The sequence below is a fragment of the Flavobacterium saccharophilum genome (assembly GCF_900142735.1).
In the GTDB taxonomy this organism is placed as follows: domain Bacteria; phylum Bacteroidota; class Bacteroidia; order Flavobacteriales; family Flavobacteriaceae; genus Flavobacterium; species Flavobacterium saccharophilum.
On sequence record NZ_FRBY01000004.1, the window covers coordinates 233,059 to 256,936 of the forward strand.

At 35.3% G+C, this 23,878-nt stretch carries 17 protein-coding genes; 9 read left to right on the top strand and 8 right to left on the bottom strand.

The annotated features are described in order from the left end of the window. Positions 1-247 precede the first annotated feature (247 nt). From BUA98_RS14230 to BUA98_RS14255, 6 genes are all read left to right on the top strand, one after another. A complete protein-coding gene (locus tag BUA98_RS14230) occupies positions 248-769 on the top strand; it encodes a DUF5004 domain-containing protein (RefSeq protein WP_072973605.1) in 522 nt (173 codons plus the stop codon). Positions 770-861: 92 nt separating this feature from the next. Next, a complete protein-coding gene (locus tag BUA98_RS14235; protein WP_072973607.1) occupies positions 862-1,944 on the top strand; it encodes a hypothetical protein in 1,083 nt (360 codons plus the stop codon). Between the two features lie 28 nt (positions 1,945-1,972). Continuing rightward, entirely contained in the window at positions 1,973-4,975 is a 3,003-nt protein-coding gene (locus tag BUA98_RS14240; protein WP_072973609.1) for a SusC/RagA family TonB-linked outer membrane protein, read from the top strand. A 24-nt stretch (positions 4,976-4,999) separates the two neighbouring features. After that, entirely contained in the window at positions 5,000-6,514 is a 1,515-nt protein-coding gene (locus tag BUA98_RS14245; protein WP_086065327.1) for a RagB/SusD family nutrient uptake outer membrane protein, read from the top strand. Positions 6,515-6,922: 408 nt separating this feature from the next. Beyond that, positions 6,923-8,167 carry a glycoside hydrolase family 99 protein gene (locus BUA98_RS14250; RefSeq protein WP_072973611.1) on the top strand — a complete coding sequence of 415 codons (1,245 nt, stop codon included), beginning with the start codon at positions 6,923-6,925 and terminating at the stop codon, positions 8,165-8,167. A 25-nt stretch (positions 8,168-8,192) separates the two neighbouring features. Further along, positions 8,193-10,217, top strand: coding sequence for a glycoside hydrolase family 97 protein (locus BUA98_RS14255; RefSeq protein ID WP_072973612.1), 2,025 nt, complete (start codon positions 8,193-8,195; stop codon positions 10,215-10,217). A 335-nt stretch (positions 10,218-10,552) separates the two neighbouring features. Here BUA98_RS14255 and BUA98_RS14260 read toward each other — a convergent pair whose 3' ends face one another. Further along, positions 10,553-11,467 carry a hypothetical protein gene (locus BUA98_RS14260; protein WP_072973613.1) on the bottom strand — a complete coding sequence of 305 codons (915 nt, stop codon included), beginning with the start codon at positions 11,465-11,467 and terminating at the stop codon, positions 10,553-10,555. 170 nt (positions 11,468-11,637) lie between these two features. Between BUA98_RS14260 and BUA98_RS14265 the strand changes: the two genes are divergently transcribed. Both BUA98_RS14265 and BUA98_RS14270 read left to right on the top strand, forming a co-directional pair. After that, positions 11,638-12,114 carry a MarR family winged helix-turn-helix transcriptional regulator gene (locus tag BUA98_RS14265; RefSeq protein WP_072973614.1) on the top strand — a complete coding sequence of 159 codons (477 nt, stop codon included), beginning with the start codon at positions 11,638-11,640 and terminating at the stop codon, positions 12,112-12,114. Between the two features lie 161 nt (positions 12,115-12,275). Further along, complete coding sequence (locus BUA98_RS14270; protein WP_072973615.1) at positions 12,276-13,697, top strand: MATE family efflux transporter; 1,422 nt, start codon at positions 12,276-12,278, stop codon at positions 13,695-13,697. Between the two features lie 631 nt (positions 13,698-14,328). On the opposite strand, the gene BUA98_RS14275 is transcribed toward BUA98_RS14270, so the two are convergent. Then, positions 14,329-14,763 carry a DUF6526 family protein gene (locus BUA98_RS14275; protein WP_072973616.1) on the bottom strand — a complete coding sequence of 145 codons (435 nt, stop codon included), beginning with the start codon at positions 14,761-14,763 and terminating at the stop codon, positions 14,329-14,331. A 436-nt stretch (positions 14,764-15,199) separates the two neighbouring features. Continuing rightward, positions 15,200-15,688: a DNA-deoxyinosine glycosylase gene (locus tag BUA98_RS14280; RefSeq protein ID WP_072973617.1), complete on the bottom strand. Its 489-nt coding sequence runs from the start codon at positions 15,686-15,688 to the stop codon at positions 15,200-15,202. 206 nt (positions 15,689-15,894) lie between these two features. Between BUA98_RS14280 and BUA98_RS14285 the strand changes: the two genes are divergently transcribed. After that, entirely contained in the window at positions 15,895-16,926 is a 1,032-nt protein-coding gene (locus tag BUA98_RS14285; protein ID WP_072973618.1) for a helix-turn-helix domain-containing protein, read from the top strand. Positions 16,927-17,148: 222 nt separating this feature from the next. On the opposite strand, the gene BUA98_RS14290 is transcribed toward BUA98_RS14285, so the two are convergent. The 5 genes from BUA98_RS14290 to BUA98_RS14310 are packed head-to-tail and all read right to left on the bottom strand — an operon-like array spanning position 17,149 to position 23,639. Then, complete coding sequence (locus BUA98_RS14290) at positions 17,149-18,348, bottom strand: NAD(P)/FAD-dependent oxidoreductase (protein WP_072973619.1); 1,200 nt, start codon at positions 18,346-18,348, stop codon at positions 17,149-17,151. Between the two features lie 32 nt (positions 18,349-18,380). Continuing rightward, positions 18,381-21,191, bottom strand: coding sequence for an AsmA family protein (locus BUA98_RS14295; RefSeq protein WP_072973621.1), 2,811 nt, complete (start codon positions 21,189-21,191; stop codon positions 18,381-18,383). Between the two features lie 17 nt (positions 21,192-21,208). Further along, on the bottom strand, positions 21,209-22,063 hold the full coding sequence (locus BUA98_RS14300; protein WP_072973623.1) for an MlaD family protein: 855 nt from the start codon (positions 22,061-22,063) through the stop codon (positions 21,209-21,211). 26 nt (positions 22,064-22,089) lie between these two features. Beyond that, positions 22,090-22,878 carry an ABC transporter ATP-binding protein gene (locus tag BUA98_RS14305; RefSeq protein WP_072973625.1) on the bottom strand — a complete coding sequence of 263 codons (789 nt, stop codon included), beginning with the start codon at positions 22,876-22,878 and terminating at the stop codon, positions 22,090-22,092. Then, positions 22,875-23,639 carry an MlaE family ABC transporter permease gene (locus tag BUA98_RS14310; protein WP_072973628.1) on the bottom strand — a complete coding sequence of 255 codons (765 nt, stop codon included), beginning with the start codon at positions 23,637-23,639 and terminating at the stop codon, positions 22,875-22,877. Before BUA98_RS14310 ends, BUA98_RS14305 begins: the two co-directional genes overlap by 4 nt. Positions 23,640-23,878: the final 239 nt, after the last annotated feature.

The window sequence follows — 23,878 nt, forward strand, 5'->3', positions numbered from 1 at the left end:
AAAATATAGACTTTAATTTACATATTGTCATAAATACCATTATTTATATGCTATTTTTCATCTAAACAACGTCTTGATTTTTGTAAATGCAAAAATATCATAAAATATTGATTTCCAGTTTGTTGAATAAAAAAATATTTGAATTACATCTTGATTTTTATCAGATTTTTTTTTTTAGGTTTTTTTAACATCTAGCTTCGTTCTGTCTTTAATGAGACAAAAAAACTAACAAACAAACCACAAATTTATGAGATGTAAAAGTATTTATTGGTTAGCTGTTATTATGTGTCTGTTTGCCATTGGCTGTGACAGTATTGATGACGGAAGCTATGTTGATCCAATTACCATTTATGAGAAAGTAAACGGAGATTGGGGATTAACAAATTTGAAAATGGTAGATGAAGCTGCGAAAGCAAATGCCATCGAGCCAAACGAAGAAAACTTGAGTACGTACTTTAACTACGAGGATTTTAAAATCAGATTCAGCGTAGACGAAAAGAACCAGCCAACAAGTTACGAGGTTATGGGTAATGTTCCTCCTTTATTCGCGCCAAAAGGATATTGGAAATTAAGCTCCGATTTTCAACAGACAAATGCCAGTGCAGTAAGAATTTATTTGTACAGCGACGCTCAAAAAACACAAAAAACAGATGAACTTCGATTAACATCAGTTCCGGGAAGCAACGACGAAATGGAATTTCAGTTGGTACATTCTTCAAACGGAACTCCTTTTGTGTCTTATGTATTTAAATTAAATGCTATTAATTAAGAAGTATTATGAAATCGCCATGATTCCAAATTACAAACTGGAACAAAGAATGGCGATACCATATTCCGACAAAAAACAAATATTACATACATATGAAAAAGTTTATATATACAATTTTACTTGCCCTTTTGATGGCGCCTAATTTTATTCAGGCACAAGAAGCTGCAGGAGCTGTTGGTTCAATCTCATCATATCCAGTAGTTTACAAATACGATGAACAGGTGACATGGTATTTTGATATGTCAGCATCCACTTTTGCAGAAAACGAAGATCTATATTTATGGATGTGGTCTCCATCAGAACCAGACGCAGGAAACTGGGAAAATTCTTCAGATTTTGCCAAACTGAAATATGAAGGAAATAAAGTTTGGAGTTTTACCTTGACGCCAACCGTTTATTTTTCTCAAACTCCAGATCAAATTGCAGCAAGCGCAGGATTTTGGTTTCGTTTAAAAAACAAAAACGGATCAAAGCAAAGTGATGTAGCCAATGTAGCTTATACTGATTTTTCTTCATTTTATACTGCTAATGAGTTAATCAGATCGTATCCAACAAAACCAACAATTGACAAACCGGTTAGTATTTTATTTAATTCAAACCTAAAAGACGGCTTTAATGGTGTTCCGAGTGTGCATTTTCATAGTGGATTAAACAATTGGGCCGTTTTACAGGAATATCAGGCCTGGATTCCGGAAGTATCTGAAAAAACAAAATTGAAAGATTTAGGAAATGGTTTTTACAGAATGGATTTGATTCCACAGGAATATTATAATACAGAACCGGGTTTTGTTATGGAAAACATTACTTTTCTGTTCGTAGCAAAAGACTGGACAACAAATTCTGGTGATCAGATAATTTACGCCGGAGAATATATTCCGCCACCGCCACCAGTATTTGGATTTTTCCCTTTACAAATCAGTCAAAGAGATTTCCTTGGAATGTCGCGTAAAAACAACGAGCCAGGTGTAAACAAACTAATTTATACAATTAATGCGGGCAGTAAAGTGATTTCAGGTGAATTTGCCGGAGGAACAGCTGAGATAAAAGGATTTGTCAATTTGGTTTCTGAGCTTAACGGAATTCCGGGCTTAACGGAAATTCATGTTTTGGTAAAAGATAACAAGGATAAAACAATTTCGGATACCACGATTCCTCTTAAAACTTTAGACAAATAATTCACTATCAAATTAAAACATCATTATAATGAATAGTAAAAATAAAAAAATAGTCCTGCAGGATCTGTGGACTACTAAAACTGTGGTATTCATGATTTTCATGCTTTTTCTTTCGGCAGGAATGTTTGCTCAGGAAAAAAAGCAGGTATCAGGTACCGTTTATGACAATACAGGAACTGTGTTGCCAGGCGCTTCGGTAATTGAGGTGGGTACTAAAAATGCCACCACAACAGATTTTGACGGAAGATTTACTTTGTCTGTAGCCGTAGGAGGTTCGATTGAAGTATCCTTTATAGGAACAACAACTCAGAAAGTACAAATTACATCAGCAACCAAGGCTAATATTGATGTTCGTTTACAAAACGATGGTTATCAGTTGGCAGAAGTACAAGTTGTTTCTGTCGGATACGGAACGCAAAAGAAATCAGATTTAACCGGAGCTATTTCAACCGTTAAAGCAGACGATTTAGTAAAAGGAACAATCTCTTCTACAGAGCAGGTTCTGCAAGGAAAAGTAGCGGGATTAAATGTTATTCGTCCTTCAGGAGATCCTGCAGCAGGTTCTACTTTGCGTTTGCGTGGAGGAACTTCATTAACAGCAAGCAACAGTCCGCTTATTGTGGTGGATGGAATTGCCGGTGTTGATATCAATGTGGTTCAGCCTTCTGATATTAAATCGGTAGACGTTTTAAAAGATGCTTCGGCGACAGCCATATACGGATCAAGAGGAGCAAATGGAGTTATCATCATTACTACAAAATCAGGAACAAAAGGTGTTTCTGTTACCTATAGCGGATTATCAAGTTTTGGTTATGTAAACGATAACTTAGATCTTTTATCAGCAAACCAATGGAGAGGTTATATACGCCAAACCGGAAATCAGGATGCAATTGATTATGGTGGAAATACAGATTGGCAAAAAGCAATCGAACAAACCGCTATTTCACAATCGCATACTTTAAGCATCAATTCAGGTAAGGCTGACAGCGGTTTCAGAATGTCTCTTTCGTACTTAAATAATGAAGGTGTTATCAAATCGACTGGATTGGAAAGATTGAGCGGAAACGTTAGCGGCTACCAATATCTTGGAGATAATAAAGACGTGAAATTTGATATGGGTTTATTCGCTAATATCGACAAATGGCACCCGTTAGATTACAGAATTTTTGAGCGTGCATACAATTTAAATCCAACGATTCCGGTTTATGATGCTAATGGAGAATTTACTTCAGTTGGAGGAACTATTTATGAAAATCCGGTTGAAATTTTGACCAACAGAACAGTGGATAATGAAAGACACAGACTTTTAGGATATTTTAAAACTGAAGTTAAGTTTTTAAATGATTTTACTGCTGTGGCAAATATTTCATTAGAACATAATGCAGTTCAGGGAAGTACTTACAAACCATCTTATGCTGTTATGGAAGGAAGAACAGAAGACGGTTATGCTCAAAAAACGTACGCAGAATACACTAACGCACAAGGAGAATTGTATGTGAATTACAATAAAACTTTTGGGAAACACACTATTAGTGCTTTAGGTGGATACTCTTATTTAGAGAATATTTATGAAGGTTTTGGAGCACAAAGAAGTGGTTTTGTATCAGATGCTTTTAGTTATAACAATTTAGGTGCCGGATATAATTATCGTTTGGGCGATGTGTATTCTTATAAAGGAAAATCAAATTTAGTTTCTTTTTATGCTCGTGCTAATTATAGTTTTGATAGCAAATATTTGTTTACTGCAACAGTAAGAAGAGACGGTTCAAGCCGTTTTGGAGAAAACAATAAATGGGGAACTTTTCCATCAGCTTCTGCAGCATGGAGAATTTCTAACGAAGAATTTATGAGTGGTACAAAAGACTGGTTAGGCAATTTAAAATTAAGAGTAGGTTACGGAGTTACAGGTAATCAGGACGGAATTGGCGAATATAAATCGCTTTCAATCTTAGGAGTTGGAAATGACAGTTATTACGATCCGGTTACACAAACCTGGAGTTTGGCTTATTCTCCAAAACAAAATCCAAATCCTGACTTAAAATGGGAATCTACTAAACAATTAAATATTGGTGTCGATTTTACCTTATTTGACCGAGTAACAGGATCATTCGAATATTATTCAAAAACAACAGACGATTTATTATACACTTATGAAGTTCCTCAGCCTCCTTATTTAGTAGGAACTATGTTGGCAAACGTTGGTGAAATGTCAAACAAAGGAGTGGAGCTTACGCTGAATGCAGACATCATAAAAGGAGATAAATTTTCATGGAATGCTAATTTAACGTTAGGACACAACGTTCAGAAAATCGAAAAACTGTCAAATACAACTTACGAAACAGATGTAATTTACAGCGGATCTTTACATGGATTAGCTGGTATGTCCGGACAATATTCTCAAATTATTGCTGAAGGATATCCGGTTGGAACCTTTTGGGGTTTCAAAAATGCAGGACTTGACGCTGATGGAAAAATTCAATACTACAATGCAGCTGGAGCTGTAGTGGCAGAAAGTGCTCTAACAGATGCTGATAAAACCGATTTAGGAAATATTCAGCCAGATTTGAGTTTAGGTATTGGTATGAATTTTACGTATGGAAATTTTGATTTAGGTGTTTCGGGTTACGGAATGTTTGGCCAAAAAGCATTAAATGCGACCAATATGATGTTGAATGATCCTAACAGATTACCAGCCTATAATGTGCCAGATGATTTCTTAAACAGCGGTCTTACTTCATCTCCAAAATATTCAGATTACTGGATCGAAGATGCTTCTTTCTTCAGACTTCAGACACTTTCAGTGGGTTATACTTTGCCTTTGAAATCGAAATCATCAAAATTCAGAGTTTATGCTATGGGAGAGAATCTGTTTGTAATTACAGGTTATAAAGGTGTAGATCCGGAGATTGGTTTAAATGCACAAGATGGTCAAGATCAAACGGGATTAGCAGCGCCTGGAATCGATAAGTACAACAATTATCCGCGACCAACTACAATTTCTGTTGGATTAAATTTTACGTTTAATAATTAAGCGATTAACTCAAAAATAGAACAAATGAAAATCAAAATAACAGCAGCATTATTAATAAGCATGCTCTTTACGATATCATCATGTACCGATTTAGATGAACAATTATATGATAGGGTAGAAGATGGGAATTTTGGAAATACTCCCAAAGAAATTGATGCATTAGTTGGAGGTGCGTATTCTTCGTTAAGAGGATTTGCAGATGCGATATCCAATAATTATCCAACCTGCGAGTATGTATTCTTTTTAAACGAAACGGTTTCTGATGAAGCGACAATTCCTACCAGAGGAACAAACTGGTACGATGGCGGACAATACCAGGATGCACAAAAACACACCTGGAAAGCAGATAATCGTATGATTCTTTCGGCCTGGCGTTACAATTACAGCGGAATTGCAAAAATCAATTCGATCATTTATCAAATCGATAAATCGTCTTTAACTGATGCAGCAAAAACGCCAATTTATGCCGAATTAAAAGCCTTAAGAGCATATTACTATTATAATCTTTTGGATTTATTCGGAAATGTGCCAATAGTAACCAATTTTGAAGATACAGCTTTACCATCGAATTCTACCCGTAAACAAGTGTATGATTTTGTGGAGAAAGAATTGCTGGATGCCATTCCGCATTTAACAGCAAACGTAGTCTATTCTAAGTTTACAAAAAATGTAGCCTATTCTCTTTTGGCGAGATTGTATTTAAATTCTGAAGCTTATATAGGTACAGCACGTTGGCAGGATTGCATCGATATGTGTCAGAAAGTTACAGGATATACTTTAGCACCTGATTTCTTTGCGAATTTTGCAACTGAAAATCAAAAGTCACCTGAAATTATTTTTGCTATTCCTTATGATTCAAAAGCAGGAACAGTTGGAAACTATATGTCATCAATGTCTTGTCATTACTTGCATAAACTGACACTTTCAGCAATTGGAGATTATCCTTGGAGTGCAAACGGAATGTGTGCACAACCAGGTGTTTATTCTGCTTTTGGAGATACAGACAAAAGAAAAAAATGTATGGTTGCCGGAGATCAGATCAATTTGGCAAACGGACAGGTTATCATTATGGATAACGGAGAACCTTTGACTTATACAGAAGAAGTAACAAGTGTTGCTGATGCTAAAGAAAATGAAGGTGTTCGTTTGGGTAAATATGAAATGAAAGCTGGAGAACAATGGGAACGCGATCATGATTTAGTTGTAATTCGTTATGCTGAAATCCTGATGATGCAGGCAGAATGTTACGTTCGCTTGGGATCTGCAGATTTGGCAAAACCATTTCTACAACAAGTTACAGCGCGTGCCGGAGAAGAAATGCCAGCAACAATCGATCTTCATTTTATCGATCAGGAATTGCTAAAGGAATTTACTTTTGAAGGAAGAAGAAGAACAGATAATATTCGTTTTGGAACTTTCTTCCTGCCATGGTGGGAGAAAGGAGCAACAGAAAAATACAGAGCAATTTTTCCTATTCCAAGTACTGTTTTAACTACAAATAAAAACCTGAAACAGAATCCTGGTTATCCTCTGAATTAGGTTATTGAATGTCAGTCTTCCATGTTGGTTAGTCGTGGAAGGCTGACATATTTTAAAAAAAGATTTTACGCCACTCCCGATAGCTATCGGGATAAAGGATTATTAGGATTGAAAAGTAATTTTTGTCTCTCGCAGATTCTGCAGATTCTGCAGATTTATTTTGATGAGTTTAAATAAATCTTTCAGAATCTGCTTAAATCATTTTAAATCTGCGTGAAATAATTTTAGCCAAAGATTATAAGGAGAAGAATGATTTAAAAAAAAATCAGCCAGATCTGCGAAATCTGCGAGAGAAAATTTTAGCCACAGATTAACGGATTAAAATGATTAAAAAATCTATGAAAATCTTTTAATCTGTGGCAAAAAAAATAACTACGACCAATCATAAAAACAAAAAAGTATTTCAATATGAAAAGATATATCACATTATTGTTTTTTGGTGTCATGAACATTTTAGTCGCCGCTGGATGCAGCAGTGATGACAAAGGTTCAGATAAACCCACAGAACCAGAAACAATTCAGCCTGTTGCGATTGAAAAAGCAAATAGCACCAAAATTTATGTGCATTACATGCCCTGGTTTGAAACCAATGAAAGTAGTGCCGATAAAAAATGGGGATATCACTGGACAATGGCCAACAAAAACCCGAATACGATAGGAGCAAATAATCGTAGAGAAATTGCATCTTATTATTATCCTCTAATTGGCCCGTATCATTCTGGTGATAAAAATGTGATTGAAAATCATTTATTACTGATGAAATATTCAGGAATTGATGGTGTTTTGATCGATTGGTATGGCACTTATGATGTTAATGATTACAGAATGGTAAAAGAAAATACAGAACAACTTATTGCCATGTTAGACAAAGTAGGACTGGAATATGCCATTGTTTATGAAGACAGAGTAACGACAAATGTTGTCAATGCCGGAAAAGCAATTTCGGTAACCAGCGCGGCCAAAACTGATTTAGCTTATATGGAGAAAAATTATTTTGATGATGCCAATTACATCAAAGTAAACGGGAAGCCATTGTTGTTGAACTTTGGACCTATTGTATTGCAAACACCTGCAGAATGGACCAATGTTTTTGGTACGCTGACTACAAAACCTACTTTTTTAACGCTGTGGGATCAATCTGTTGAAGCGGGTGCGAATGCCTCTGGCGAGTACGCCTGGGTATATAAAAATAGCACTTATTTGACTAATTTCTATACCAGCACAAAACCAAAACTTTCAGTTGCTATGGGAGGTGCTTATCCTGGTTTTAAAGATTTTTATGCCGAAGGTGGTGGTGGTTCCGCCATCGGTTGGACGATTGAACATAATAACGGAGCCACATTGGATGAAACGCTTGCATTAGCTAAAAATGCCAATTTAAATTACCTGCAACTGATTACATGGAATGACTTTGGAGAAGGAACCATGTTCGAACCAACAGTAGAATTTGGCTATACTTACATCGAAAAAGTGAAAACCTTTGCCGGTGTAAAAAATACCGAATCCTTTTTTGCAGATATAAGCAAATTGTATAACCTAAGAGTAGAAAAGAAAGGCAATGCCGATGCCCAGAAAAAATTAGATCAGGCTTTTAATTATTTTGTTTCGATGCAGCCAGCAAAAGCGAAACAGTTAATAAGCGAAATAAAATAAGAGTTGTAATTAATACAATTAAATAATGAAAAACATAACACATAGATACTGTTTAATTCTTTTTGCGTCAATTTTGATTTACGCTTGCAGTGCCAGTACTAAAAAAACATACAAAATCAGCTCTCCGGGAAAAAACACTGAATTAGTTTTTGAATTAACTGCTTCAGGTCAGCCTCAATACAGTTTTACATCCAGTGGAAAATCGGTTATTGAGCCTTCTTTAATGGGATTTGAGTTTCAGGGAATTCAAAAAATGACTGAAGGTTTTGAAGTGGTTTCCACCGAAGAAAAAACATCAGATGAAACCTGGGAACAACCTTGGGGAGAATTCAAAAAAGGGAGAGATCACCACAACGAATTGATTGTTCATTTGAAAGAAGCAAAAGGAGAAGAACGTTTGGTTGATATTATTTTCAGGGTTTTTGATGATGGAGTAGGTTTTAGATATTCTTTTCCGAAACAGCCTAATTTAGGGAAAGTGAAAATTTCGAATGAAGTTACAGAGTTCACTTTTAAGTCGGATAATGATGTTTGGTGGATTCCGGTGCACCGCGAAAATAGTTATTACGAAAGCACGTATCGCAAAACACTAATCAGTAAAACCGATACAATCAATACTCCGGCCACTTTTGAAACTAAGGAGAAATTGTACGTTGCGATTCACGAAGCTAATTTGACTGATTTTGCTTCGATGACACTCTTGAAAACAAGTGATAAACAATACAAAAGCGATTTGGTGCCTTGGGCAGATGGTGTAAAGGTTTATGCTGAAACGCCTTTTCAAACGCCTTGGAGAACTATTGTAGTTGGAAAAACACCAGGTGATGTTGCAACGTCAACTATAATGCTGAATCTGAATGAGCCTTCAAAAATTGATGATCTTTCATGGATTACACCTTCTAAATATATTGGAATTTGGTGGGGAATGCATTTGGAAAAATTCACCTGGGGGCAAGGGCCGAAACATGGGGCGACAACTAAGAATACAAAAGAATATATTGATTTTGCTGCGAAAAACAATTTTGACGGCGTTCTGGTAGAAGGCTGGAACGAGGGCTGGGATGGCGACTGGACAGCCGATGGATCTGCATTTAGTTTTGTAAAAGCGTATCCTGATTTTAATTTGGAAGAAATTACCAAATATGCGGCCATCAAAAATGTTCGTTTAATTGGGCATCACGAAACGGCAGGGGCTACCAAAAATTATGAAAGCCAATTGGAAGATGCTTTTAAACTGTATCAGAAAATGGGCGTGAATTCTGTTAAAACGGGTTATGTCAACAAATATTTAGATAAAAAAGAATGGCACGACAGCCAATACGGAGCACGTCATTACAGAAAAGTAATCGAAACGGCGGCTAAATATCATATTATGATTGACAACCATGAACCTATGAAAGGAACCGGAATTCAGCGTACATATCCAAATTTCATGTCTCAGGAAGGCGGAAGAGGTCAGGAATATAACGCCTGGTCTGTTGATGGAGGAAATACTCCCGAACACTTGACGACTTTACCTTTTACAAGAATGTTATCAGGACCGTTTGATTATACGCCGGGGAATTTCAATTTTGATTATAAAACACCTTCGGGAGCCAGAGTACAAACGACTTTAGCAAATCAACTGGCCTTGTATGTTATTATTTTCAGTCCGTTGCAAATGGCTTCAGATTTGCCTGAAAATTATGTTGGAAAACCGGAATTTCAATTCATAAAAGACGTTCCGTGTACCTGGTCGTATACCAAAGTTTTAGATTCTAAAATTGGAGAATATACAACTATTGTGCGTAAAGACTGGGACGAGAAAAACTGGTATTTAGGTTCTATTACAAACAAAGACGCTAGAGATCTTAAAGTGCAATTGTCATTTTTGGATGCAGGAAAAGAATACGAAGCCGAAATTTATGCCGATGGAGCAGGAGCGAATTATAAAACAAATCCGTATCCGGTAACCATTTCTAAGCAAAAAGTAAACAGTAAAACAGTATTAGATATTAAACTCGCAGCTGGCGGAGGAGCAGCTATAAAATTTTCTCCAATGCAGAAATAATTGAGTTAGTTTAAGTTTATTTAAGTTAAGTTTGAGTTTGGCAATGAACCCGATATCTTTTTAGAAGATGTCGGGTTTGTTATTTGTTCCAAGTTTCAGGTTTCAGGTTGCAAGCTAGACGGGTAATTTTATCGCAAAGTTCGCTAAGTTTTATTACTTCAATGGTTTTACAAAAAAGAAAGTTCGCAAAGCTTTGAGTTAATCTAGCTTTGCGAACTTTGTGTTTTCTAAACATACAGTTAGATAAAAAACTTAGCGAACTTTGCGGTAAAATTTATGCTCAAAGTCAAGCAACCTGAAACCTGAAACCTGAAACCTGAAACCTGAAACTAAAATTAGTGTTTATAAAGTTTAACATGATTTCCGAAAGAGTAGGTAGCGGTTAGGGTTGGACCATTGTATCCCCATTTAAAGTATCCGTTCAGTCTTTCTTTTTCGACATCAACTCTAATATTTAAACCAGTATAACCGGCAGTCAAACTAAAATTTTTGTAGACATTATATAAAACAGATAGGTTATAACTTAATATTCGGCCGTCGATATCGTTAATTTTTAGGGCGAAATAGTTCGTATTTACATAAAGTCCCCATTTTTTTGCTAAAACAACCTCTGCCCAAAGGCCCAAATCAGGCAGTGGCGCGGTAAAATCAAAATTATCTTTATATTCTGCTTGTGCATTTTCTCCTTCAACTTTTAAACCAACATCACCAAATAAAACGTGCGCTCCAATAAGAGCTCCAATTTCATATTTTGGCTTTGATATAAAGGCATAGCCATAATATATACGAGCGATTTGAGTGTCCTGAAATGATGAAACAGTTGTATTTATATTGTAGACATTATCACCAAATTCGATGTCTCTTTCCAATTTCTTGGTTGAGGTTCGTTTTAGATAGAAAAACTCACTTCCTAGTCTTGATCTTCTTGAAATTCTCCACTCAAAACTAGCGGCAAATGATGTAGAAGTTCTATTAAATCCCAAGTCTTTTTCAAAATCAATCAGACTTCCAGAATCGCCATTGTTTGTGCCTACTTGTACCTCTGCACTATTTGTGGGGAAAAAGAAACCGGCGTTAAACTTAAAGCGTCTTGCATGCCAAGGCAAATCTTCAGGATCATAATCCTGAGGGGTGTCGGAATTATCTTGTAAGGCAGGTAAAGTATTCTCGGTAGCGATTTCAGCAGTAGTCTGTGCATTTGCCGAAAACCAAAAAAAGGAAATAATCAATAAAGAAAATAATTTTTTCATGAGATTTATTTTTAAGTTTTGGTGGATAGTTTTAACAATTAAAGTTAACAAAAAAAATCATGCAATTCATTTTTTTGCTTTTATTATTTGATTAATTCCTTTGATAGTCAGTAAGCTATAGGTTTTGTTAAAATTAGTTGACATGTCACTCTTTTTTGTAATTTTGCATCATGACAGACACAAATACAAATTCAGAACCATTTGGTAAAGCTTTTAGTGCTGAAATTGCAGACAGTTTTTTATTTCAGATTCACCGAATTAAAAAGGCTCTTTTTCGTCGTACAAATGCTTTAATGAGCGAAGCCGGAATCACGCTGCAGTTAGAACAATTGCCGTTAATCATGATTTTACAACATAAAGATTTGTCTCAAAGAGAACTTTCAGATAAGACAATGCGTGACAAATCTTCTATTTTAAGAAGCATCAATGCCTTAGAAAAAAAGAATTTACTTGTGGTGCGAAAAGATAAAACTGACAAGCGTAAAAATGTGGTAAGCCTTACAGAAGAAGGTATTGCTTTAGCTAAAGTTATTCGTGCGTTAATGAAAAAATCAGAAGATGAGGTGCTTTCTGTATTTTCTGCAAAAGAAAGAATTGAAGCTTTGGAAACCATTAGAAATTATGCGGATAGATTAGATCAATCTTGATTTTTTTTAAGAATTAAAGGTTGATATGTCAACTTTTTGAGAATATAGAGTAAAGAGTAAAGAGTAAAGAAGAAAGAAGAAAGAAGAAAGAAGAAAGAGTGTCACTCTCAATGGCTATCAGGATAAAAATCAATTGGTAAAACAAATTGTAAAATAAGAAAATGAATAAAAAAGAATTATTAGAAGGGCCGATATTGTCTTCATTATTAAAATTGGCGGTGCCAATTATGATTGCCAATCTATTACAGGCCGCTTATCAATTGGTGGATGCTTTTTGGGTGGGGCGTTTGGGCGGAGATGCTGTTGCGGCGGTGTCTGTGAGTACGCCGGTTATATTTTTAACGATTGCTTTAGGAACGGGTCTTGCCATTGCAGGTTCGATTTTGATTGCGCAATATTTTGGAGCCGGACAGCAGGAAATGGTCAATCATGTCGCCGCGCAAACTTTGTTGATGGTGATTAGTGTTTCGGTAGTATTATCGATTATTGGATATTGGCTGAGTCCGTATTTTTTGGAGGTGCTGAATGTAACACCAGAGGTCTATAAAGACGCTTTGGGTTTTATGCGTGTCGCTTTTATTGGTCTTGTATTCAGTTTTAGTTTTATGATTTTCCAATCCGTGATGCGTGGGGTTGGTCGTGTGACTTTACCGGTTTATATTGTTTTGGGAACTGTAATTCTGAATTTTGCACTAGATCCTTTGTTTATTTTTGGATGGAATTTTATTCCGGCAATGGGTGTAAAAGGAGCTGCTTTGGCGACTTTATCAACTCAGAGTCTGGCGATTGTTATTGGTTTTTTCATTTTGTTCAGAGGAAAACATGGAATTCACCTCCAGTTGAAAGATTTTAAACCAGATTACAAACACATTAAAAAAGCGTTTAAAATTGGTTTTCCATCCTCAATTGAGCAATCGATGCGTGCGATCGGTATGATGGCAATTACGTTTTTGATTGTACATTTTGGTACGACAACGGTTGCTTCGTACGGAGCGGGTTCTAATTTAATTCAGCTGATTTTGATTCCGGCCTTAGGACTTTCTATGGCTATCGCAACCTTAGTTGGGCAGAATATTGGTGCGGGAAATATTGCGCGCGCCGCTCAGATTGGAAAATTAGGTGGTTATTTAGGTTTCGGTTTATTGAGCGGACTTGGGATTATCGCCTACGCTTTTGCGCCGTATTTTATTGCCTTTTTCGTTCCGAATGATCAGGCGGTAATCGAAGGCGGAACTCAGTTATTAAGAATTACTTGTCTTTCGTGGGGATTTCTTGGTTTGCAGCTTTGTTTAACCGGAGTTTTCAGAGCGGTTGGAAATACAACACTCCCAATGATTTTGACTTTAGTCTCACAATGGGTGATTCAGTTTCCACTGGCTTATATTTTATCGCATAATACTTCGCTTGGTAAAGTCGGAATTTGGTGGGCTTTCCCTATTTCATCTGTTGTAACGGGATTGATCACTTTAATTATTTATGCGAAAGGCGATTGGAAAAAAGAGCGTTTAACCGGAAAAACGAATAAATTGATTGATAAGGTGGAGAAGGAAATTGTGAAGGAGGGGTTTGAGAGTGTGAAATAAGATTCTAAGTTGCTAAGATACTAAGGTACTAAGTTTTTTTTTGAAAGGTTCAAAGGGGCAGAGGTTCTTAAAAGGTTCAGAGTTTTTTTTGAGAGGTTCAAAGGAGCAAAGGGGCAGAGGTTCAGAGCTTTTTTTGAAGGTTCTGAGAGACTGAGGTACTGAGGTACTGAGGTTTTTTGAATAGGCTCCAGCTTTAGCTGGAGTTTGTAATAGAGGATAGTGAAGGGCTTTAGCCAAAATAATTATAAGATATTCACGTAGAGGCGCACAGTAGTGCGCCTCTTTTTGTTTGTTAAAGTGTCTTGGAATTTTGTAAATCCATTAACTCTTCTTATGAAAACGGATTGCGTGAGGGATAGGAGCTAACTGCCGAAGTAGCGTGGATAGCCCGACAGCTTTTAAGAAAAGGCCCAATGAACGCAAAGTTGATTGGGCCTTTTTTTAAAAGGTGGCACGTCAAAAATATCAATATCAATGTCAATATCAATGTCAATATCAATGCCAATATCAATGCCAATATCAATGTCAAATTTCAATGAGGAAAATTAATGACAATAGCTAATTCAAATTACTCCTGAATGACTTTTTATTGAAATTGATTTTTGCAATTGTCATTGATTTTTGAAATTGTTTACACTCTATTATAATCGGCTTTCCAGTGGACTATGGCTTTTTTTATGGAGTCTCCGGGAAGGCTGTTTTTTATAGCGTCTTCGAGGAGCGGAATTAGTTCATTATCGGGTGCGAATCGTAGGGCAAATAATTGATCATCAGTTAGTTTATATTCGAATTCTTCTAGTCGTTTTCCGGTTAGGGTGAAATAACGGTAGCGCAGTTCTAATCTTACGATTCGGTTTTGCAAAATTAAGGCATAATGCTGGCGTAACATAAAGGCAAGGCAAAAAAGGAATATAAAAGCTACGCTTATAAAGGACCAAATTAACGGTTGATCTGTAGTAAATGCGAGGTAAATACTGGCAATGAGAAAGATTATTAAAACGGGATAATAAACAAAATGATGGGGAGTGTAAAAACGTATGTGGTTGTAATAGGTTTGAATTTTCATAGTTTTTGTTTTTAGGATTAAAGTTAAAAAAGAAAAGCTACCCTATGAATAGAATAGCTTTTTTTTCAAAATAAACTAACATAACCAATGTCTCTTATATATAAACCCGAAAGATTTGCTTTGGGGTTTTCTTATTGATATCTATATTTTAAAAAAAGCCTCAATTGCATTTTACTCAGTTTCAAATGGCTTTATTTCTTTGAAGTAAAATTAAATTAATCAGAGGTGTTTCTTGTTATATTTTAATTTGAGAATGTTATATGATTTCAACTTAATTATTAATTGTGAATGGTGAATTGTGAATTGTGACAAGTAAGATGTAAGAAAATAGAGTATAGAAAATAGATTTTAGAGGCAAGAGGAAAGATGCAAGATGCAAGAGAAAGCTTAGAGCCTAAAGCTTACAGCTTACTGCCTATAGCCTAAAGCTTATTGCTTACAGCCTGCGGCTTACAGCTTTTTCCCATTCTTCTAATTTTGACTGGAAAGATTTTCCTGCGTTGGCGGGGCTTGTGGATGGTAATGTTATCAGGTGATATTCTTTTTTTAGGGGAACGTATTTTTTGAAAAAGGCTGCGGCTTTTTGACCGTTGAAAAGGATGGTTTTGATGTTTGGATGTTCTGTAAGGAATGTTTCGAAATCATTGGCTATTTCGTTTTTTATGGCGCTGTCGAGACTTCCTACGCGATCGCAGAATTGTAATACATCCCATAAGGCAATGTTGTTTTTTTGTAAAATTGCTTTTCTGGTTTGGTAGTCGTTTGAGAAATCTTCTTTTAGAATATGGAACATAAATTTCCAGAAATTATTCTGATTGTGCCCGTAATATTGATTGAGTTCTAACGATTTTGTTCCGGGCATTGTACCTAGAATCAAAATGTTAGCGTCTTGTGAAGTGATTGGGGCGAATGAAAAGCTTTTCATGTTTATACTTAGAGATCTTAATATTATTATATGTTAAAATAATCATTTATAAGTAATTATAAAACAAATTACAAAAATTATATAACAATTTTAGGGGTTTGGTAAACGAACTTTGGCGTTATAGATTTTCTGGTCTTCAGCTACTTTATGAATTCCTTCTTTATTGAAAGCTATAACGTTGAATCTCAATTTTAATTACAAGCAAAATGAAAACAGTTACTATTAATACAGAAAAAATTGACGCTATTTTTGAACAGTTACACTCTAATTTTGGAGGAAAGGTAACTTCTGATTTAGATGAGTTTACTTTAGAAGTTAATAATAGTAGTGCCAAAGGATCTATAATTGGAGCTTCTTTCAATGACAATATTTCCTACGTGCAATTTGATATGAATTTTGCTGTTGATGTTCGAATCGATATCACAAATGTAAAAACGGCACCAATTTATTTTGCCTATTGTTCGCAGGGAAGCTTGTCGCATAGTTTTGGTGTTTTGGGTGAAGAAAGAAAGTTTAAAACCTTTCAGACTGCTATAACTACTTCTAAAGTAAATCAGGATAATGTTTTGTTTTTTGAGAAAGAAAAAAACACAAAATTTACTTTAATTATTGTAGGAACTGAAGCTGATAATCAACTTTATGCTTTGGACAATTCTTTGAGTGATAAAGTAAAAGAAACATTTTTTGAAAGTAGTAACGATGAGGATTTCTTTTATCTGGGTTCGTACAATCTTCAAATTGCTGAAAAAATAGAACAACTAAATGCTGTAACTCAAACCGGAATTGTAAGAAAATTGCTGAAAGAAGGTATTTTGAGAATTATTCTGGCAATGGAAATTCAGCAACATACTGACGATTTGAATGCTTTCTCAAAAGATGCAAATTGTTTGACTTTAAGAGAAATGGAGGAAATAAAAGAACTTTCAGAATTCATCAAAAATTCTCCGGAAGAGCCTTTTACCATTAAATCGTTAAGCAAAAAATCAGGTCTTTCTCCAAACAAATTACAGGAAGGTTTCAAAATGATTCATAACCGAACTGTTAATGATTATATCACGCATATGAGAGTTCTAAAAGCCGAACTTTTAATTAGAACCTCAGACTTAAATATCTCAGAAATAGTATATTGCATTGGTTTTACTAGTAGAAGTTACTTCTCAAAAATCTTCAAACAAAAATTTAATTGTAGTCCAAAAGAGTATAAATTTAATTTGAATCCTTTAGCTATTACTGCGTAATTACAGGTTCAAAGTTGCAGAGGTTCAAAGGGACAAAGGTTTACTTGTGAGTTATTAGTTTTTTTAGGAGCTGATACCTGCTATCCGCTTGTATCTTTTATGGTGAACCCCACCATAAAAGGATACCGCTCCTATCAGGGCTAGGGGATCTATTTTTACAAGAAGGAGCAAAGCGAAAAAAGACCTTTGTCACTTTGAACCTCTGCAACTTTGAACCTAAAATCAACGTCCAAACCGATAATACTCCAAATCCTTATTCTCTTTATCATTAATAGAATCCAAAATAGAATTCATTCCTAAAACACTGAAAGTAATTCCGTTTCCTCCAAAACCTAAGACGTAATGTTCGTTTTTGTCCGGATTTGGTTTTCCGAAATAGGGAAGTCCGTCTTTTGTTTCTCCAAAGGTTCCGGCCCAGGAATAATCAATTTTGAAATTGATATCAGGGAATCTTTTCTGGAATTGCCTTAAAAGAAACTGTTCTTTTTTAGGTAATAATTTGTCTCGCTTGATAGGATCTTTAAACTCTTCGTCGCCACCTCCCATTATAATTCGGTTATCTTCTGTGATGCGAAAATAAAAATACGGTGAGCCGGTATCCCAAAAAATAGCGTTTTTAAAAGAACTTGGTACTTCTGGCAAAGCTTCAGAAGCAATCACATACGTACTTTTAAGATCTACCACTTTTTCGGTAAGCGTTTCGGTGCTCTCGTAACCGCTGCAGTGAATAATGTGAGTTGCGGTTATAAGATGCCTGTTTTCCGTATGAGCAGTTAATTTTGTTTTTTGTTTATGAATAGAAGTTATATTAGTCCGATCGAAAATTTGCATACCTTTTTGCTGGCAATAATGCAGTAAATCATTCGCCAGTCGATACGGATCCATAACGGCTGCTGTATTCGATTCTATTGCGGCCATGGCGTGTAAACCCATTTTTTTTAAGTCTGATTCTTCAAGCCAATTAACATTAAAACCATTTTGTTTTCGGGTTTTGAATTCGTGCTTTAAAAACGGAATATCCTTTTTAAAAGAGCAATAGTAAATGCTCTTTTTGAATTCGAATTGGCAGTCGCTTTTTATCGTTTCAATTATGTTTCCCAAATCAAAAATGGCTTGTTTGCCATTTTTATAACTGTCAACTGCACATTCTAAACCTCTTAATTTGATAAGCTCATGCAACGAAACATCAATTTCGTACTGTAATAATGCGGTACTCGCAGCCGTACTTCCGTTGCAGATATCCCGACGGTCTACAAGTACCACTTTTTTTCCTTCATTGATTAATTTATACGCAATAAGAGCGCCTGTTATTCCGCCGCCAATAATTAAAATTTCAGTGTTTATATCCTCATCAATAGATGGATAACTGTATATTATGGCGCTTTTTAATGGCCAGAAAGTTTCTGTTGATCGAAGTTTCATTGGCCTTTTGGTTTTTTATTTTCCATTTTCGTTTAACTTTTTCGTTTACTTACTTTTTCTTCCCGAATGACTTTATTATTTTTTTCATCGTAAAGGGCATCGTATATTTTTTGACCGGTTTTACTAAAAATTTTGATTTTAGGATCTTCATGTGTTCCCGTGATAACAATCGGAAAACCAATAATTCCAAAAGGCGGTAATCCTAAACGCATTCTTAAATCTAATAATCCGTCAAAACTTGTTGTACCTTTTATGGTTGGTCGAAAACTCGCTACGCTAAAGGTAAAGGGCTCGATATGAATTAAGTTATTATCGATGGTTGATATAATTTCAATTCCTTTTAAATCAGGATTATTTAGACCTTTCTGTCCCGTTTGTGAACTAATTCCGTCAAATAATTTTAATCCTTTAACTTGAACATCACGCAAATTAATAGTTCCTCCTCCTTCAAGAGAAGCATAAATGGGTGCCATATTTCCGTCTAAATCTCCTTTAACAGTATAGTCAACAGAAATAATTCCCTGTGCTTTTTCCGCAGCTGTTACCATGTCATGAAACATCGGAATTTCTTTGTAAGCTCTTTGTATACTAAAATCTTTGGCTGTGAAATGGGCAGCAAAATGGGCCGTTGTTGGTGTTTCGTCTTTGTAAGTAGCATCAACGCCCAGAATACAATCAATGATATCAAAAGTGGTGTTTTCTAAAAAGAAACCACCTTTTGCAATTTCGACTTTACCCGCAAGTTTGTTTAAAACCAAACCCTTATATTCCACTTTATCAGCATTTGCTGTAAGCGCGACGTTTAAGTTTTTTGGAATAATAACAACACCGCTCATTTTTGGATGATCTTCTTTGGCATATTCTACTTCAAGGTTTCGATCTGTGTTTTCGCCTTTTTCAAGCGCCATAAATTCATCAATATTAATCCGTTTTGATTTCATGTTGAAACTTCCGTTCAAAGTTCCGTGCGACTCCAAAAAGTAATTTATGGTATTCAGAAGGTATCCGTTAATATCAAAATCAGATTTTCCATAAGACGCATAGAATTTTTCAAACCACATTTTCTCATTCTGAAAACGGAAATTTCCTTGTTTGATAAAGAAAGCTTTTGGAAATAATTCTGATGTGGCTTTAATGTTTCTCAACAAAAGAGTTCCGCGATTATCGAGTTTATCATATTGTCCCGTGGTTGCATAGCTTTGTTTTCCTTTAAGCGAAAGATCGGCTTTTGCATATCCGGTAACATCAAGTCCTTTTTGAGAGAAAACCTGATAGATGCGGCCCACATTCAATTCGCCTTTTATTTTGGCATTATAAGCAAGATCACCAAAATCAGAAAGTGTTGCATTTACATACATCGGATTTCCTTCAAAAACAAACGATGCAGGTGCTACGGCTACAATTAAATCCTGAAAAGTTCCGGCTTTATTCAACACGTTTGCAACAAAAGTAATATCGGTAATAGGGTTAGGATAGGATTCGGTTTTTAGCCAGCCCTCACGCAAAGAAATTCCTCCAATTGTTTTAGGAAACAGTTTTTTTGAAGTACTAAAAAGACCTTTGGCTTTGATGTCTGTTTTTAAAATCCCTCTCAAATCTATGGTGTTTAAACCTATTGCAGCATCAATAACTGCTAAATCTAATGCTCCTTTTACGCTGGCATCAACAGTCATTTCACTAAGTCCTTTGCTTCTTAAATAAGCGTTGAAATAATCTTTTTCGCCCACTTTAAATTGTAAAGCTCTCAAATTGATAATTAATTTTTCAGGATCCAGCTCTGGCAACAGCGCATTCAAATCCATATTAAAATCCGTCAATGGAACTGGTGCATTTTGATAATTGATGGCCCCTTTATCAATTTTAAGATTGAAGGCTAAATTGGGTTTTTGTTTTTTGGCCACATTGTAATTTCCTTTAAAAGTAAAAAGCAAATCACTTCGTCCTGAAATCTCCGTTTCGTCCAGCCACGTCAAATATTCTGGTGGCATTACGGAAAGTAGATCTTTTACAGTGGTATTTTCTGAAGCGGCTTTGATATTAATTTTATAACCATCTCTTAAAATCGTAAATAAACCGGTAAATTTTAGAGGTAATTTATTGATCTGCAATTCATTTTTTTGCAGGATAAACGAAAGCGCATTCGTATTGATTCTGGTAATTAAATCGGCGTGAACTCTTTTTCTTCTTACGTAACCAGTTCGGTCATAATAAAAATCAAGTTTATCAATATCAGCATCGGTACTTAAATCGAAAATATCTTCGCTTAGATTGCCTTTTCCAACATAATTGAAACCATTGGCATCGACCAGAATTTTAGCGGATCGATCGTTGTATTTTACATGACAATCTTCAAGATCAATACGTTCTAATCGAATCGCAGTTCCTTCTTCGGGTTGATCTTCTTTTTTTATGTTTTTAGGATCAGAAATATAAATATTGTAATTAGCTTGTCCTTTTTGATTAACCATTACATTAATCATCGCTTTTGAAACGTACAGTTTATTGATTTTAACTTCATTGTCAAAAATCAATCTTTTCAGGTTGATACCAAAAGCCACTTGTTCTGCTTTGATTAAAGTATCATTGCTAAAGGGCGCTGAGCCTGTCATGGACAAATCATCAAGCGAAACGGTTAATGATGGAAAATGAGTGAAGAATGACAATCTGGACTTAGAAAAATCCATTTTAGTATCTAGACGTTCATTGGCGATTTTCTTTACTTCGGCTGCGACTTGTCCTGGAAATAGTAACGGAATTAAAAACAATAATAGCAAGATACTTGCTATTACTATTCCCGTTATTTTCAGGATTTTAAGGCTTATATTTTTATAGGAGGCTTTCATGACATTTGATTCAAATTTTAAGATTTTGCTTTTTCAGCCGCTTTTTTAGCGTCTTCTTCTTTTTGCTTTTCTGCTTTAGCTTTTTCTTCCTTGGCTTTTTCCTCTTTTTCTTTTGCTTCTTTCTCTTTCGCTTCTTTTTCTTTAGCAGCTTTTTCAGCCTGCTCTTCTTTTTTCTCTTTGACTTCTTCGGCTGCTTTTTCTTTTTGTTTCTCTTTTTTCTTAAAGTAACCTTTAAATAAGAAATTGCTTTTTGCCGCCTCCATATTTTCACTAAATCCTTTTGTACCGGATTCTAAGTTAGAGAGTGTATTTGAAACGCTGGCTGCCATTTTATCATCACGAACCAATCTTGCCAAAGCGCCGTTTCCGTTATTCATACTATGACTAAAAATGGCTAATTCTTCAGAAATAACGCCTACGTTATCCATACTTTTTTTAACGCTTTTCATAATGTCATTCATTTCAATTCCTTGCATAGAAGCCAATTTTCCACCATTTTCAATCTCTTTTGTAGATTTTACTCCCGGGGAAATGGTTAATACTTTATCGCCCATTAATCCGTCAGAACCAATACTGGTTCGGGCATCCGTTTTGATGAATTCTTTAACTTCTTCTTTAATGACCATTGAAACCACAACCGAAGAGTCATTAATCAACCTGATTTCTTCGACCGTTCCGATATTGATTCCTGAAAAACGTACATTGTTTCCGACTTCTAAACCACTTACGGTTTTAAATTGTGATGTAATGTTGAATGTCGAGCCAAAAAGGTTTTTTTGTTTCCCAATAAAGTAAACTGCCAGTATAAAAAGCAGCGAGCCAATTGTTACAAACATTCCTAATTTCCAAGTATATCCAGATTGCTTCTCCATGATTTCTAATAATTTATTTTTTTGGTTTATTCAAAAAAAGAACGAACCCATTCGTCTTCGTCTTTTTCTAGTTCTTCGTATGTTCCTTCAGCGTGTATCTTTCCGTCTTTCAAAACCATAATTCGGTCTGCAGTAAGTTTTGCGCAGGCCATATCGTGCGTAATGATGATAGAGGTCGTTTTTTGCTTGTGTTTGATGTCTAATATTAATTCACTGATTTCTCTTGATGTTATCGTGTCTAAACCTGTTGTAGGCTCATCGTATAAAATGATTTCCGGCTTTAAAATTAAAGTTCTGGCCAAACCAATTCTTTTCTGCATTCCTCCAGATAATTCAGATGGCATTTTGTCAATTGCATCGGCTAAACCAACATTGTCTAATGCTTCTATTACTTCACTTTCAATTTCTTCTGCCGTCAATTCACTTTTGTGTTTTCTTAAAGTAAAGGCCAGATTTTCTCTAACCGACATGGAATCGTACAGCGCTCCACTTTGGAATAGAAAACCAATTCGGACTCTGATTTCATTTAAATCTTTCTTGCTCAGATTCAATACATTTTCATCAAACACTTTAATTTCGCCTTTATCAGGTTCAATTAAACCTACAATACATTTGATGGTAACGGATTTTCCTGAACCGGAACGTCCTAAAATCACTAAATCTTCGCCTTTGTTTACGGTTAGATTTACGCCTTGTAAGACCTTATTGTCTTTACCAAAAGTTTTGTGCAAATCCTTGATTACAATCATAGGAGTTTTGCTTTCTTCTTTTGTTTTCTTCGTTTTTGGCTCTATATTTTCTTTCTCTTTAATCATTGTACAAAGAATAAATCGGTTATTTGAACTGCGACCATATCAAGAATAAAAATGGCTAAAGATGCCGTTACCACAGCTGAATTTGCTGCTCTACCAACACTTTCTGTTCCATTTGCAGCATTAAATCCTTTATAACACCCAATCATTCCGATAAAAAATCCGAAGAAAAATGTTTTGATTGTAGCTGGAAATAAATCCAAAAATTCAAGTGATTGAAAAATTTGGGTCATATATCGGTAGAAATTTACATCGCCATGAATATTAACTCCAATATAACCTCCCAAAATTCCGATAGCATCCGCAAAAAATACTAATAACGGAACCATTAGAGTACAAGCTAAAATTCTGGTGACAACCAAATAATTATAAGGATTAATTGCTGACACTTCCATCGCATCAATTTGTTCTGTTACTTTCATGGAACCTAGTTCGGCACCAATTCCGGATGAAATTTTTCCTGCACATATTAATGCCGTAATTACCGGTGCAATTTCTCTTATCAGCGAAAGCGCAACCATTCCGGGCAACCAGGATTCAGCTCCAAATTTGACTAAGGTTGGTCTGGATTGTAGTGTAAGGACTAATCCCATAATAAAACCTGTTATGGCAACTAATGGTAATGATTTATAACCAATAATATAACATTGTTTCAAGAGTTCTTTGGCCTCATAAGGAGGAACAAAAACTTCCTTAAAAAACTGCTTTGCAAACAAAGTTGCATTTCCTATTTCGGTGAATGTATTTCGTAAAGTGAGAATCATAAATGTTCTAGTTTTTGTTTGAAACCCTTTATAAATCAACTTTTTATAAAATTGACTATGCCTTGATTTTCAAGTAATAAAGTTATTTTATAACGAACCAAAATACATTACAGAACTTTGTAGGAACTTTATATAATTAACATTGAAAAAACACAATAATTATAAGGAAACGACGTTAGGGGTCGATTATAAAAAACAAAAAATCCCTTCTTCGAAAAAAAGGGATTTCCTGGGTTTAT

Excerpts from the sequence above, each read along its gene's own strand:
- BUA98_RS14230 (WP_072973605.1), top strand. The coding sequence starts at position 248 with ATGAGATGTAAAAGTATTTATTGGTTAGCTGTTATTATGTGTCTGTTT.
- BUA98_RS14235 (WP_072973607.1), top strand. The coding sequence starts at position 862 with ATGAAAAAGTTTATATATACAATTTTACTTGCCCTTTTGATGGCGCCT.
- BUA98_RS14240 (WP_072973609.1), top strand. The coding sequence starts at position 1,973 with ATGAATAGTAAAAATAAAAAAATAGTCCTGCAGGATCTGTGGACTACT.
- BUA98_RS14245 (WP_086065327.1), top strand. The coding sequence starts at position 5,000 with ATGAAAATCAAAATAACAGCAGCATTATTAATAAGCATGCTCTTTACG.
- BUA98_RS14250 (WP_072973611.1), top strand. The coding sequence starts at position 6,923 with ATGAAAAGATATATCACATTATTGTTTTTTGGTGTCATGAACATTTTA.
- BUA98_RS14255 (WP_072973612.1), top strand. The coding sequence starts at position 8,193 with ATGAAAAACATAACACATAGATACTGTTTAATTCTTTTTGCGTCAATT.
- BUA98_RS14260 (WP_072973613.1), bottom strand. The coding sequence starts at position 11,467 with ATGAAAAAATTATTTTCTTTATTGATTATTTCCTTTTTTTGGTTTTCG.
- BUA98_RS14265 (WP_072973614.1), top strand. The coding sequence starts at position 11,638 with ATGACAGACACAAATACAAATTCAGAACCATTTGGTAAAGCTTTTAGT.
- BUA98_RS14270 (WP_072973615.1), top strand. The coding sequence starts at position 12,276 with ATGAATAAAAAAGAATTATTAGAAGGGCCGATATTGTCTTCATTATTA.
- BUA98_RS14275 (WP_072973616.1), bottom strand. The coding sequence starts at position 14,763 with ATGAAAATTCAAACCTATTACAACCACATACGTTTTTACACTCCCCAT.
- BUA98_RS14280 (WP_072973617.1), bottom strand. The coding sequence starts at position 15,688 with ATGAAAAGCTTTTCATTCGCCCCAATCACTTCACAAGACGCTAACATT.
- BUA98_RS14285 (WP_072973618.1), top strand. The coding sequence starts at position 15,895 with ATGAAAACAGTTACTATTAATACAGAAAAAATTGACGCTATTTTTGAA.
- BUA98_RS14290 (WP_072973619.1), bottom strand. The coding sequence starts at position 18,348 with ATGAAACTTCGATCAACAGAAACTTTCTGGCCATTAAAAAGCGCCATA.
- BUA98_RS14295 (WP_072973621.1), bottom strand. The coding sequence starts at position 21,191 with ATGAAAGCCTCCTATAAAAATATAAGCCTTAAAATCCTGAAAATAACG.
- BUA98_RS14300 (WP_072973623.1), bottom strand. The coding sequence starts at position 22,063 with ATGGAGAAGCAATCTGGATATACTTGGAAATTAGGAATGTTTGTAACA.
- BUA98_RS14305 (WP_072973625.1), bottom strand. The coding sequence starts at position 22,878 with ATGATTAAAGAGAAAGAAAATATAGAGCCAAAAACGAAGAAAACAAAA.
- BUA98_RS14310 (WP_072973628.1), bottom strand. The coding sequence starts at position 23,639 with ATGATTCTCACTTTACGAAATACATTCACCGAAATAGGAAATGCAACT.